This is a genomic window from Pararhodobacter marinus, from assembly GCF_003122215.1.
Classification (GTDB): Bacteria; Pseudomonadota; Alphaproteobacteria; order Rhodobacterales; family Rhodobacteraceae; genus Pararhodobacter; species Pararhodobacter marinus.
Genome location: NZ_QEYD01000010.1, coordinates 198,645 through 211,311 on the forward strand (window position 1 = coordinate 198,645; position 12,667 = coordinate 211,311).

Here is a 12,667-nt window from a genome sequence, read left to right on the forward strand (position 1 = left end):
GCGCAAAATGGAATCTGCCGCTGTGTTGTCTTCTCCACAGGTTTACCGGAGGAGGACGCCGCGATGCGGATCAAGATGGGCACATCTGTGCCGAAAATGGGCACAACTGTGCACCTAGACGCCGATCAGACCGCGTATCGCACGGCCATTGCCGATGCCCTGCGCCGCGAACTGGGGCCGACGCATCAGGCCATCAAAACGGTGATGCGCTGGACCGGAGCGAGTGAGCGGACGGCCAAGTACTGGCTGTCTGGCGAACGCGGGCCTAGCGGAGAGCATCTGATCCGGCTCGCGCAACATTCGGATGCAGTGCTGATCACCATCCTGATCATGGCCGAGCGACTGCCGGAGCAGCGGCGGCACAGATGTACCGATTGTCCTGCGCGCGAGCTTGTGTTGCAAGACCTCGGACAGGAACAGAAATCGTCCGGGGGCTCCTGACATGCAGGGGAGCGGCTGGGCGCCACCCCGCCCAGTCGTTCAGGAAACAAGTCGCCACAATGTTCATGCGGAGATTAGAACCCCCATTCTCCGCATCAGTTGCGGCGAATGACAGGGGATCATGCTTTGATACCGTTTTCCTGCCAGTTTCTGTCACCAAACCTTCTTGGCGGCAGACCGCTGGCGACAACGCCCTTTGATGCTAGTATCGGGCGATATTCTGTTGCCAAGCGCATTTTCTGTGACTCGGTTCGCAGCAACGCTCGTTGACGACAGAATCAGTGCCTGCATGATCATCAAAACCCTACGATCTGACAGATGCCGTTCCCTATCACACCGGCGACTTTCCCCCTGGCTCACTCGACTACGAGGTGTTTCTCGGACCCTTTGAAGAGGCAGCGGCCTCCCTTGCCCGATACGATGCCGAGATGTCGGGAATGGTGAACAGCGAGTTGTTCCTCGCCCCCCTGCGTCGCCAGGATGCGGTTACCTCGTCTCGGATGGAACGAAGAGCTCTACCGCCTTGAAGCCGAAGAAGACGCGGGCAGCGCCGACCCTTATCGGGAAGCGCGCAACGACGACGTCGAGACCTACCTTTATTCCCGCGCACTGCGGAATGCCCAGCAAGCCCTCGCCGACGGCGCCCCGCTTGGCGAACACCTGATCCGGACTGCCCACCAGCAGCTGCTGTCCTTTGGCCGGGGAGCCCGCAAGCGCCCCGGCAGCTACAAGGTTGAGCAGAACTACATCGGGGATGAACGGCAGGGAAGGATCTACTACGTTCCGATTGCCCCGGATCAGCTGGGCCCGGCGATGGGCGAACTGGTCCGCTACATCAACGAAAGCACGATGCGGCCATTGATCCGCACCGCCATCGCGCATGTCGAATTCGAGGCGCTGCATGCGTTCGAGGTCGGTAACGGTCGGATCGGCCGCATGCTGATCACCCTGATGCTGTGGAAGCTCGGCGTCCTGCATCAGCCGAACTTTTTCGTGTCGGGTTACTTCGAGGCCAACAAGGACGAGTACATCGAGCGGATGCGAGCCGTTTCCGCCAAGAGCGATTGGACCGGCTGGGTGGTATTCTTCCTCCAGGCGATGCACGCCCAGGCGACGGTCAACATCCAGACGGCCGACGCGATCTTCCGCCTGCACGGCGAGATGCGGGAGCGGTTCCGCGAAGTCCTGAACTCACAGTTCCATGATCAGGCGCTGGACTTGGTCTTCGCAAGCCTGATCTTCCGCAACGACCGCTTCGTCGAACGCTCAGGCATCCCACCATCCTCGGCGCGCGCGCTATCCCGACGGCTGGTCGAGGTGGGCATGCTGCGCACCATTGAACCGGCTTCCGGACGACGTGCGGCAATGTACGCCTTTGATCCGCTGCTCGATCTGCTGAAGGTGTGAGGGTCATGGCGACGATTATCCGCCCCGTCGATGGGGGCAAAGGCGCAAGCCGCTCTCTTATCACCGCCCGATTACCGAGCGGTCGGACGTGATGGGGTTTAACGACATCTTCACCCAGCTTTCGGTGCTGAAGCTCGCGGTCTACGCCCCGATCAGCTACATCCTGCCCAGCCGTCTGCGGAAGTATGAGGAGATCTACGACACGCAGGTCGAGGGCGGACGGGGCAAGCTCAGACAGGCCGATCGTGAGCGCAGCCTTCAGGCGCTGATGACGACCAACCTCCTGAAACGCTTGGAGAGCTCGGTCGCAGCGTTCCGGCTTACGCTTCGGTCTCTCGGCGCAAACATCTCGCGCACCATCGACGCGATCGACGATTTCGAGAGAACGGGACGCAGCGAGAGCGTCAGTGACTACCTTGCCGACGTGAGCGATTTTGACCCGGAGGACGATGACCTCTCCGGCCTCGACGAGTTCACGGTCGGGAAGAAGGTCCAGATCAGCCTAGCCGACATGGACCTGCCGTCTTGGAAGCACGACCTGGCCGCTGACATAGTTCTCATCGAAGAGCTGATCGCCTCGATGGAGAAGGTCAAACCGGCGGACGACGCCAAGCTCCAGCACCTGCTTGCCCTCATCAGGCAGAAAGTGGACGAGCCGCTGAACCCCGGAAACCGGAAGGTGCTGGTATTCACCGCCTTCGCGGACACGGCAAACTACCTCTTCGATAATCTCGCGCCCTTTGCACAGCAGCTCGGGTTGCATGTCGGCAAGGTCACCGGGTCGGACGCACCCAAAACGACGCTCAAGAAGTCCTACGATTTCCAGAGCGTCCTGACGCTGTTCTCCCCGCGGTCAAAGGAGAAGGCCATCGTCCTTCCAAACGAGCCGGGAGAGCTGGACATCCTTATCGGCACCGACTGCATCTCGGAAGGCCAGAACCTTCAGGATTGCGACTTCCTGATCAACTACGACATCCATTGGAACCCGGTGCGGATCATCCAGCGGTTCGGCCGGATCGACCGGATTGGCTCCCCCAACAGCCAGATCCAGCTGGTCAACTACTGGCCCGACATCTCGCTCGACGAGTACATCAACCTCAAGGAACGCGTCGAAAACCGGATGGTGATCGCCGACGTCACTGCCACCGGCGACGACAACGTCCTCACCGCCAAGTCCAACGACATCGCCTACCGCAAGGAACAACTGAGGCGGATGCAGGAGGAGGTGATCGAGCTGGAGGACGCAAAAGCGGGCATCTCGATCACCGATCTCGGGCTGAACGACTTCCGGATGGACCTGCTCAATTACGTCAAACAGCATGGCGAGCTCGACAACGTGCCCTTCGGGATGCACGCCGTGGTCCCCGCCCAGCCAGAGCTGGGCTTGGCGCCCGGCGTCATCTTCGCGCTGAAGAACATCCACGACAGCGTGAACGTCAACCAGCAGAACCGGCTGCACCCCTTCTACCTGGTCTACATCGACGACGACGGGCAGATCGTCGCCGACCATACCGAGGTCAAGCGCCTGCTCGATCTGATCCGATCCAGCTGCAAAGGGCGGATCGAGCCCATTCACGACGTCTGCCGCGTCTTCAACGAACGCACCGAAGACGGGCGCAAGATGGGCCGCTACTCCGACCTGCTCTCCAGCGTGATCCGTTCCATGATCGAGGTGAAGGAAGAGAAGGATATCGACAGCCTCTTCAGCGGCGGGCGCACCACGGCGCTGACTCACACCATCAAGGGGCTGGACGATTTCGAGCTGATCGCCTTCCTGGTCATCGAAGGGGGCAGCGAATGACCCTCTACGACTGGCCCCGCGCCGCCGCCTTCGGGCGCGTGATCCCCAAGACCAAGATCTACGAGCACGCCGGGGCGAACACGGGCCTCAAGGACCTCTTCGTGCGCGAGGTCGATCAGATCGTCTGGTCGCACAAGCTGGCGCCCGAGACGGTCAATCTGGCGGCGACGAAGCAGGTGGCCGAGATACAGGTCTTCCGCATCACCGCGCGCACCGCGACGCTCGACCGTGACGTGCTGCGCGCCATCGACAAGGCCATCCCCTTTCCGCTGATCTTCGAGGTGGCGCATGGCGGCCGCGTCAGGCTGAGCGGTACGACGTGGACATTTTCACCGCGAACCAGACTGGCCAAGATTTTTCCCGAGCCACGAAGCAGCTCAAGAACCACGTCTACGACTATGCGATTACCGATTCCGATGTCGAAAGAGATTTCGTGAAGGAGCTGGATACAAGCAGCGAGGTCGTTGTCTATGCCAAACTCCCACGGGGTTTCCTGATCCCGACTCCAGTCGGCGACTACAACCCAGATTGGGCGATATCCTTTAAGGCTGGCAGCGTACGGCACATTTACTTCGTGGCCGAGACGAAGGGCACGATGTCCAGCATGAAATTGCGCGAAATCGAGAAGACGAAGATTGAGTGCGCCCGCAAATTCTTCGACGAGATCAGCAAGCGTATCACCACAGATCGCGTGAAATACGATGTTGTGACCGACTACGGGAAGCTAATGGACTTGGTCGGGCGTGCGGCGTGATGAAGCCCCGCTCGATCAATATCTTCCTGCTCGACGGCGATCCGAATGGCATACGGGTGGCACAAATCTCGATGTCGACGATCCAAGCGATCGCCTTCCGGCGCAATCAGCTCCGCCGGGTCCGTGAGGCTTTCCCCGAAATCGAACGGCCAGGCGTGTACATCCTGATCGGCGCCGATGAAGATGCGCAGGACCGGCAACTGGCTTACATCGGCGAGTCCGAAGGCGTCGGCGCTCGATTGTCGTATCACAACTCGAATGAGGCCGGTCGCGATGCCAAAGGCTTCTGGACCGACACGGTCGTGCTGATAAGCAAGGACGAGAACCTGACCAAGAGCCACGCGCGCTATGTCGAAGCTTGTCTGATCCGGGGGGTCGTCAGCAATCCCCGTTGGACCCTGCCCAACACGCGCACGCCGTCCGACGACGCGGGCAAGCTACCGCTCCCCGACCGCGCAGCCATGGACGAGTTCGTGGATCAGACGAAAACTCTGGTTGGGGCCCTTGGCTGGGATCTCTTCCGAGAAGTCCGCGGTCGTGCGCCGGAGCAGATCGCGGAGCAAGAACTGCCAAAGGCTGAACTCCATGAAAGCCCTCGGTTCTTCTTCCGGGGCGACGGCTTCGCGGCAGAGATGGAGATCGGGCCCTCCGGGGATTTCGTCGTCACAGCAGGTTCGAGGGCAAGGGTACGGACGACGCGAACGATACCGAGAGGGACGGTCACGCTCCGGAACACCCTTGTCGAGAAGGGCGTCCTCCGCGAGGAAGGTGATTTTCTTGTCTTCACAAGCGCCTACAGCTTCACATCTGCCTCTGCCGCAGCTGCGGCCGTCATTGGTGCGAGCGCCAATGGCCGGATCCTCTGGAAGCTCCCAGACGGACGCAATTACGCGGATTGGGAGGCAAACCAAGATGCGGCGGGCGATGCGTCAGGCCAATTCTGAAGGTTGCGACGGCCCGGGGAACGGTACCGTCAGCGTGCCGAGAATTTAGCCGACCTTGCAGCCCCAAAAGGACGTGTGGTCGGCGGCGAAATACCCGTCCGCGACCCGGAAATACCCCTGCAGCTCGACGGTATCGCCCGCGGTGAGCGGCACCATGGTCTGCAGCCAGATGGCGGTGGCCAGCGAAACGTGGGTGGCGGACATTTCGCCGAGGGAGCCGCGGATTTCCGTCGCGCCGTTCAGGACGAGCCGCCCGCTCATCCGCGCCGAAGTGCTGGCATTGATCTTGTAGAGCAGCGTCGCGCCAAAGAGGTAGGTGCCGTTCGCGGGCGCCACGAAGCGGTTGTTCGTGGCGTCGAACGCGCCTTGGTCGTTGTAGTCGGTGTTGTTCAGACCGATTTTCGTCCAGGTCGCAGATCATCCGGCAGCCGGCCTGCAAGTGCGTACAGGTAGTCCTCCGGTATGTTCAGGATGCCGGAGAACTGGCGGATCAGGTGCCCCGAGCTGGGGCTGCGTCGATCGTGCTCGATGTCGTTGAGGTACTGCGGGGATATCGACCCGCCACCCTCTTCCTTCATCACGCGCGCTGCGAGCTCCTTCTGGCTGAGACCGAGTGCCTTGCGGGCCTTCGAAATCGCCTGGCCGAAGGTCACACCGTCGGCGGACATGGCCGGTTCATCGCTTCATCTCCCTGTCAATCCGCTTGTTCGCGGATATGCGAACTGTTACGCCTTATCCACAAGGGGATCAACAGTGAAGGAGACCGGCCCATGCGGAGGCGGCCGTACATGATGCAGGCAGTTGAACGCGCGACTGGTCCTTCACGGAACGGACGCAAGCCACGAAGCGCCTGAACACATGTCGTCGCTTGCCTGGATAGACTTTGATGAAGCAGAGCGTCAGCGGGCACAGCGCATCACGGCGCTGTTCCAAGAGCGCGAGACCCGCGATGAGCTGGGGCTTGGCGCGATCCGGGACTCCATCGCCGATCACCTCTTCCCCGGCACGAGCACGATCCAGACGCGGCTGCGGTACATGCTGTTCATTCCGTGGCTCTATCGGGATCTGGAAAAGCGCGACCTTCCCGAAGCGCAGTTGCGCACTCAGGCGCGCGACGCGGAGATCCGGCTCGCCGACGCCTTGAAAGCCGGCGGCGAGTCCAACGGCATCATCGGCCGCGATGCCGGGCCGCGTCTCCAGCGACTTCCGAGTTCGGTGTATTGGGCCGGGCTCGGCGCATGGGGGATTCGGGTTTTCCCCGGTTCCCTTGACAGCCTATTCGTCGCGTTGCGCCGCCGAGGCCGTTCGCACGTCACATCGAGCGGTGAAGAAGCCATGGCCGGCGCCCAGGCGCCCACCGTCTGGAATCCAGCCTTGCCGCAGATGCCAAGCGGCCTGCTCGAGCGCGCCGTCTTCCACCTGACCGCTGAGGAGGCGCAGTTTCTCATCGATCGGCTGGTCGCCAGTCAACCGAACTCACTGCTCACGATGCTGGCGCGCGAAGGCATCGACGCGGACTGCGACCAGATCTGGACGCATCCTCATCTAGCGGCGTTTCCGGCCGCCGCTCGGCGCCTCGTCCAACATGGGGAAATCTTCTCCCATCTGATGCACGGTGCGGCTCTGCTCTACAACCTCGCGCTCAGCGAGCTGCGCCAGCGCGATGATTGGATCGACACCTATCGCGAGCGGCTTGAAGCCTGGAGCGACGAACTCGATCTCGGCGCCGTCCGTGCGTGGTCGCTCGATGATTTCTGGAACGTGGTGGAGCATCCGGCGCACGCCGTCCGACCAGCCGCAAAGCGCTTCGTGACCGAGTGGCGAGAACTGGTTCTAGCGGGGACAGAACAAGTGGTTACGTCGCCCGCGGGGCGACAGCTTGTCGAGGAGCGTGAACGCCGGCTCAAGACCAGCCAGTCCCGCTACGCCAATCATGCCGTGCGCGACCGCTGGACCGGTGCATCGGGCGCAGAACGCCTCAGCTTCCGCTGGGCGCAGGCCAAATCCCATCTCCGGGATCTCGCGAATGCTAAATAGGCGCAGCCTCGATCCCGAGCAGCGAACACTATACGGCGCCAACCTTCAGCCGCCCGCAGGCTATGTCTTCGACGCGGCGGTCGCCACGACCTTCTCGCTCGACTTCGAGACCGCGCTCGCGGTGCCGGTAAGTCTGGCGCTCTTTGCAGCGGAAAATCGCGACGACATACTTTCTCACCCCTTGGCGCTGCTGGAGGGTGCCGAGCGCATCGCGGGCCGGCTCGTCGTCTTCACCGACGCGGGCCACATTCAGGCGAGTGCCCGACCGCACTCCCGCCTTTGCTCGCTGCTCGAACGCATTGTGGTCGAGGTGGCAGCACCCAAAGGCGGAGCCTTCCATCCCAAGATGTGGGCGCTTCGTTTCACACCGCTAAGACCCGAAGACCCAGCGCGCGTTCGCCTACTCATCCTATCTCGGAACCTGACACGTGATCGTTCCTGGGATCTTGCGGCCACCCTCGACGGCGTGGTCACCAAGCAGCCCAAAGCCATCAACCGCCCGATCGCCGAATTTCTCCGTCAGCTTCCCGGCATCACGACCGCAGGCGCTCCCGAGGGCGTGAACACACTCGTCGATGAACTCGCCGCAGACATCCGGCGCGCCGAATGGACTCTGCCCGAGCCGTTCCAGAGCGTCTCTTTCTCGGTCAACGGACTCGGCGGGAAGCCTTGGCGCCCGGAACCCTGCGCGCGGCTGGGCGTGGTTTCACCCTTCTGCGATGATCAGACCCTGTCGATGCTCGGCGGCCTGACCAGCGCCGGAAAACCCATCTTCATCGGCCGGTCCGACGAACTCGCACAAGTCTCGGATGTCACGCTGGATGGCTTTGCCCGCGTTGCGGTACTCGATGAAATGGCGACCACGGAAGATGGCGAGGAGGAGGATGCCACGGCCTTGCAAGGGCTTCACGCCAAGGCGTTCATCGCCGAGCGCGGCTGGGACACCGCGATCACGATCGGTTCGGGAAACGCAACGCGGCCAGCGCTGCTGACCGGAAAGAATGTAGAGATCTTCGCCACCCTGACGGGGAAGCGCTCGCGGGTCGGGAGCATCGAGGAAATCCTTGGCGAGAAGGGGTTTGGCAGGCTGACGCGGCCTTTCGTCCGCAACGAGATGAGTGCAGCCGATGCGGCGCAACGGGCAGCCGAGGCGCGCTTGGAATTGGCGCGGCGCGAGATATGCCGAACGGGCCTCAAGCTCCGTTGCGAGCGTGGCGAGCCAACCGATGAAGGCGCTTCGACGTGGCGGGTCTGGCTTGTACCACCCGAACCGATGCCGCTTGCTGGGATTGGCGCTTTGCGCGTTTGGCCAATCACTCGGGGCGAAGGGCATGCGCACTTCGTGCTACAGCTGCTTCGGCAAGGACAGCCGGCTGACCTTGGCACGATGCCGTTGGTCGACCTCACCCGATTCCTCGCCTGTCATCTGACCGACGAAAAGGAAAATCTCTCTATCTTGTTCAGCACTGGGCTCATGATGGATGGGCTCCCCGCAGAACGCCACGCCGCCATCCTTCGCTGGGTCATCGATAGCAGGGACGCTTTCTTTCGCTACCTGCGGCTTCTACTCTCGGAATTGGGCGATCCCTTCGCCGCCGCTCTGGCGGCGCAGGACGGGTCCGGTCAAGGTGCCTGGCGCGCGGCAAGCGACGACGCTCCAATCCTCGAAGAGATGGTCCGGGCGTTCTGCCAAGGCGGCGACCAGCTCCGCGCCATAGAACGCCTCATCGAACGCCTGGGAACCGGCGACGGTACCGATACCGACCCGATCCCCGCCGAGTTCCGCGCGCTCTGGAACACCTTCCGAATTGCGCTTGCTTCGCAGGATACCGTGCATGGTGAATGAACGGTTCCGCGCCGACTCAGCGCTCGCTCCTCTTAAGGTCTTTCAACGACGCACCGTCGATTATGTTTTCCATCGGCTCTACGGCGAGGACGATCCTGTCCGCCAGTTCTTGGTCGCCGACGAAGTCGGCCTCGGCAAGACGATGGTGGCGCGCGGAGTCATCGCTCGCATGATCGAGCATCTGTGGGACAGCACCAAACGGATCGACATCCTTTACATCTGCTCGAACCAGGCGATCGCAGCCCAGAACCTCAATCGGCTAAATGTCCTCGGTCGGCGGGAGCTCGCCCTGCCGACCCGCATGACTCTCGTTCCTCTGCAACTGCGCGGCCAAGTGGGTCTCGATGCCAACAAGGTGAACTTCATCAGTCTGACGCCGGGCACGACATTCGATCTGCGCTCCTCAACGGGAGTTGCGCAGGAACGCGCCCTGCTGTGCCATCTCCTGCGCGATCTCGTTGCGCGCCCACGGGGCCTACACAACCTGCTGCAGGTCACGGCCGGCGTGGACGGCTGGAACCGCGCAGTGCACGATCTCACCCTCGAAGGGGTCGACAAGCGAATAATCGATCGCTTCCGCCGCGACGTACAGGCAGATCACAATCTCTTCGAGGAACTTGAGCGGGTCTGCGAACTCTTCCCACGCCGCAGGGACTTCTATCCCCCGGAGATCACACAGCCCCGCAACAGCTTGGTCGCACGGCTCCGCGCAAAGCTGTCCCACGCCTGCGTGGATGCACTGCAACCCGACCTGATCATCATGGACGAGTTTCAGCGGTTTCGGGACCTACTGCACGGCGACAGCGACGCAGCGATCCTAGCGCGAGAGCTGTTCGACTACTCGGGCAGCGATGGGCACGCAGCCCGCACATTGCTGCTTTCCGCCACGCCCTACCGGATGCTCACACTCAACGGCGACGAGCCTGACGAAGGCGACCACTACCAGGACTTCCTTGAGACCATCAGTTTCCTCTATGGCCGGGAAAAGGGACCGGAGGTAGCGGCGACGCTTGCGCGCGAAATGCGCGACTTCCGCAGGCTCCTTCATGCCCTGCCACAATCTCACGCGCCAGCGGTCGCGAGCCGCGAGGCCATTGAAAAGCGCCTTCGGCAGGTGATCGCTCGAACCGAGCGGGTGGCGTCCACAGTCGATCGCGACTCAATGATGAGTGAGCCGGCCATCAGCGTCTCGGTCGCGCCCGCCGATCTCGCGCAGGCATCCGCCGTTTCCCAAGTGGCGCGCATACTCGATGCTCCGGAAATCATCGAGTACTGGAAGTCTTCACCGTACCTACTCAACTTCATGCGTCACTACAGTCTGAAACGGCTGCTCGAGAACCAGGTGGACGCTCCTTCGGCTGCGCTCCGCGCCGCAATTCAGTCAGCGCGCGCGACGATGCTCGATCACGACGCCATCGATGCCTACGCGCCTCTGGACCCGGCCAATGGCCGCATGCGTGCGATCATGGACGACATCTTCGGCCAGAACCTTGAACAGAACCTCTGGATACCCCCCGCTATGCCTTATTACGGCGAGCCACGTTCCGGCGCGCCGTTGACCAAGGCGCTGCTGTTCTCCTCTTGGTCTATGGTGCCAGACGCGATTGCAGCACTGCTGTCCTACGAGGCCGAACGGCGCATGGGCGTCGGCGAATCCGGTCGGCGCTATTTCGAACAGCATCGCCTGCGCCCGTTGCAGTTCCGGCACGACCACGGTCGGCTTGCAGGTCTGCGCGCTCTGCTGCTGATCTATCCATCACCGAAGCTGGCGGAACTGGCTGATCCGCTGATGGTGTTCCGCGAAACCGAGACTCTCTTGTCGCAGGAGGGGATGCGCGCCGTGATAGGCGACCGCCTCAAGCCCGTCCTCGATGGTCTGAACGAACAAGTCGAAGCGCGGCACGATACCGGCAGCGCGGAGTGGGCCGCTCCCGCAGTGATCGATGACCTCCTTGGCGCACGGTCCCGCACATGGCTGGAGTCTCCCCTAGGCATGCGCGCCCTGGCGAGCGAGGACGCTTATCAGGATCATGTCCGTGAGTTAGCGGCCGCGGTGACGACGCGTGACGTTGGCGCTTTGCCGGCTGATATTTCGGAACTGCTTGTCGACGTGGCGTTGGGGAGCCCGGCGGTCTGCGCGCTTCGCGCCCTCAAGCGGATCGCCTCCGAACTGGCTTGGGACGATCCATGCCTACTCAGCGCTGCCGCTGAAGTCGCTTGGTCATTCCGGACGTTGTTCAATCAGCATGACGCGGTCGCGTTGCTTCGACGGGATACAGACGACCACTACTGGCGGCGCGTTCTGGTCTATGGGGCCCAGCACAATCTTCAGGCCGTCCTCGACGAATACGCCCACTACCTCGTCGACGCAGAAGGCCTCGGGACCCGTCCAGCCAAAGAACGAGCCACAGGGGTCGCTCATGCGATGGCCCATGCCCTCGCCATTCGCCCTTCGCAGATCGACGTCGATGATGTGCATGTCGACGGCGAGTCCCTCGCCATCAGCAAGTTCCAGATGCGCGGACGCTTTGCGATGCGGCTCGCCGACTACAAAGATGAGGATGGCGCCGTTGCACGGCTCGGAGGCGTCCGCGAAGCGTTTAACTCACCGTTTCGGCCGTTTGTTCTCGCCACGACCTCGGTCGGACAGGAGGGGCTGGATTTTCATCCCTATTGCTATCGCGTCTACCATTGGAACTTGCCGAGCAACCCGGTTGACCTCGAACAGCGTGAAGGCCGCGTTCACCGATTCAAGAGCCACGCAGTGCGCCTCAATCTTGCCGAACGGCAGGCCGACGCCATCAGGGGCGGCGGGCGATCTCCTGACGATCCGTGGAGACTGATGTTCGAACGCGCCCGATCCGAGGCGCCAGTAGACACCGATCTCATCCCCTATTGGATCTATGAGGGCTCAGTGAGGGTCGAACGGCGCGTGCCGATGTTGCCGTTCAGCCGGGAGGTAACCCGCTTGGCTTGGCTCAAGCGCAGCCTGACAGTGTATCGCCTGGCCTTCGGCCAGCCCCGTCAGGATGATCTTCTGGAGTATCTGCAGCATATCATAGGTGCTGGTATGGATGGCTCGATGCTCGGCGACCTGCAAATTCGCCTCGAGCCGAGACCAGCCATTATGTCGGATTCATAGAATACGCAGCGATATGAAGGACTTCGGCCCCTCTTGCTTCCACAGTGCTTCCACGGGTGTTGGAAACGCAAACGCCGCCCCGGAGGGCGGCGTTTAAGCGTTTGGAAACGCGTAGGAATTTGGTTGCGGGGGTAGGATTTGAACCTACGACCTTCAGGTTATGAGCCTGACGAGCTACCGGGCTGCTCCACCCCGCGACAATTCGGTCTGTTCAGTATCATCGTATAGAATGAGGTTTTTTTGTTTCTTATCAGGTTTGGCGGTGACCTACTCTCCCACGACTTGGGTCGCAGTA

The 12,667-nt window shown here is 62.0% G+C and carries 12 protein-coding genes and 1 tRNA gene; 10 read left to right on the plus strand and 3 right to left on the minus strand.

Annotation, left to right across the window (positions count from 1 at the left end):
* The first annotated feature begins 63 nt into the window (after nt 1–63).
* From C4N9_RS16600 to C4N9_RS16625, 7 genes are all read left to right on the plus strand, one after another.
* Nucleotides 64–441, plus strand: coding sequence for a hypothetical protein (locus C4N9_RS16600; RefSeq protein ID WP_109534464.1), 378 nt, complete (start codon nt 64–66; stop codon nt 439–441).
* Between the two features lie 428 nt (nt 442–869).
* Nucleotides 870–968 carry a hypothetical protein gene (locus tag C4N9_RS22460; protein WP_342748823.1) on the plus strand — a complete coding sequence of 33 codons (99 nt, stop codon included), beginning with the start codon at nt 870–872 and terminating at the stop codon, nt 966–968.
* Entirely contained in the window at nt 922–1,848 is a 927-nt protein-coding gene (locus C4N9_RS16605) for a Fic family protein (RefSeq protein WP_245902592.1), read from the plus strand. Before C4N9_RS22460 ends, C4N9_RS16605 begins: the two co-directional genes overlap by 47 nt.
* Nucleotides 1,849–1,939: 91 nt before the next feature.
* Entirely contained in the window at nt 1,940–3,649 is a 1,710-nt protein-coding gene (locus C4N9_RS16610) for a C-terminal helicase domain-containing protein (RefSeq protein WP_210404061.1), read from the plus strand.
* On the plus strand, nt 3,646–4,086 hold the full coding sequence (locus tag C4N9_RS16615) for a DUF4391 domain-containing protein (protein WP_109534465.1): 441 nt from the start codon (nt 3,646–3,648) through the stop codon (nt 4,084–4,086). Before C4N9_RS16610 ends, C4N9_RS16615 begins: the two co-directional genes overlap by 4 nt.
* The gene (locus tag C4N9_RS16620) at nt 4,083–4,403 is read left to right on the plus strand and encodes a restriction endonuclease (RefSeq protein WP_109534466.1); all 321 of its coding nucleotides are present in this window, start codon (nt 4,083–4,085) and stop codon (nt 4,401–4,403) included. The genes C4N9_RS16615 and C4N9_RS16620 overlap by 4 nt, the downstream gene beginning before the upstream one ends.
* Entirely contained in the window at nt 4,403–5,347 is a 945-nt protein-coding gene (locus C4N9_RS16625) for a GIY-YIG nuclease family protein (RefSeq protein ID WP_109534467.1), read from the plus strand. The genes C4N9_RS16620 and C4N9_RS16625 overlap by 1 nt, the downstream gene beginning before the upstream one ends.
* Before the next feature lie 45 nt (nt 5,348–5,392).
* Here the strand turns inward: C4N9_RS16625 and C4N9_RS16630 are convergent, their stop codons facing one another.
* On the minus strand, nt 5,393–5,746 hold the full coding sequence (locus C4N9_RS16630) for a C1q-like domain-containing protein (protein WP_342748824.1): 354 nt from the start codon (nt 5,744–5,746) through the stop codon (nt 5,393–5,395).
* Nucleotides 5,737–6,015 carry a helix-turn-helix domain-containing protein gene (locus C4N9_RS16635; protein ID WP_109534469.1) on the minus strand — a complete coding sequence of 93 codons (279 nt, stop codon included), beginning with the start codon at nt 6,013–6,015 and terminating at the stop codon, nt 5,737–5,739. The genes C4N9_RS16630 and C4N9_RS16635 overlap by 10 nt, the downstream gene beginning before the upstream one ends.
* A gap of 190 nt (nt 6,016–6,205) precedes the next feature.
* Here C4N9_RS16635 and C4N9_RS16640 point away from each other — a divergent pair, with 190 nt between their 5' ends.
* From C4N9_RS16640 to C4N9_RS16650, 3 genes are read left to right on the plus strand one after another with little or no spacing between them, the layout of a single operon-like run.
* On the plus strand, nt 6,206–7,384 hold the full coding sequence (locus C4N9_RS16640; protein WP_109534470.1) for a DUF6361 family protein: 1,179 nt from the start codon (nt 6,206–6,208) through the stop codon (nt 7,382–7,384).
* On the plus strand, nt 7,374–9,230 hold the full coding sequence (locus C4N9_RS16645; protein WP_109534471.1) for a phospholipase D family protein: 1,857 nt from the start codon (nt 7,374–7,376) through the stop codon (nt 9,228–9,230). The genes C4N9_RS16640 and C4N9_RS16645 overlap by 11 nt, the downstream gene beginning before the upstream one ends.
* Entirely contained in the window at nt 9,220–12,372 is a 3,153-nt protein-coding gene (locus C4N9_RS16650; RefSeq protein WP_109534472.1) for a helicase-related protein, read from the plus strand. The genes C4N9_RS16645 and C4N9_RS16650 overlap by 11 nt, the downstream gene beginning before the upstream one ends.
* A 120-nt stretch (nt 12,373–12,492) precedes the next feature.
* Here C4N9_RS16650 and C4N9_RS16655 read toward each other — a convergent pair.
* Nucleotides 12,493–12,569: transfer RNA gene (locus C4N9_RS16655), tRNA-Met, on the minus strand.
* Nucleotides 12,570–12,667: the final 98 nt, after the last annotated feature.

Coding starts and splice junctions, on each gene's coding strand:
- C4N9_RS16600 (WP_109534464.1), top strand. CDS start 64: ATGCGGATCAAGATGGGCACATCTGTGCCGAAAATGGGCACAACTGTG.
- C4N9_RS22460 (WP_342748823.1), top strand. CDS start 870: ATGTCGGGAATGGTGAACAGCGAGTTGTTCCTCGCCCCCCTGCGTCGC.
- C4N9_RS16605 (WP_245902592.1), top strand. CDS start 922: ATGCGGTTACCTCGTCTCGGATGGAACGAAGAGCTCTACCGCCTTGAA.
- C4N9_RS16610 (WP_210404061.1), top strand. CDS start 1,940: ATGGGGTTTAACGACATCTTCACCCAGCTTTCGGTGCTGAAGCTCGCG.
- C4N9_RS16615 (WP_109534465.1), top strand. CDS start 3,646: ATGACCCTCTACGACTGGCCCCGCGCCGCCGCCTTCGGGCGCGTGATC.
- C4N9_RS16625 (WP_109534467.1), top strand. CDS start 4,403: ATGAAGCCCCGCTCGATCAATATCTTCCTGCTCGACGGCGATCCGAAT.
- C4N9_RS16635 (WP_109534469.1), bottom strand. CDS start 6,015: ATGTCCGCCGACGGTGTGACCTTCGGCCAGGCGATTTCGAAGGCCCGC.
- C4N9_RS16640 (WP_109534470.1), top strand. CDS start 6,206: ATGTCGTCGCTTGCCTGGATAGACTTTGATGAAGCAGAGCGTCAGCGG.
- C4N9_RS16645 (WP_109534471.1), top strand. CDS start 7,374: ATGCTAAATAGGCGCAGCCTCGATCCCGAGCAGCGAACACTATACGGC.
- C4N9_RS16650 (WP_109534472.1), top strand. CDS start 9,220: ATGGTGAATGAACGGTTCCGCGCCGACTCAGCGCTCGCTCCTCTTAAG.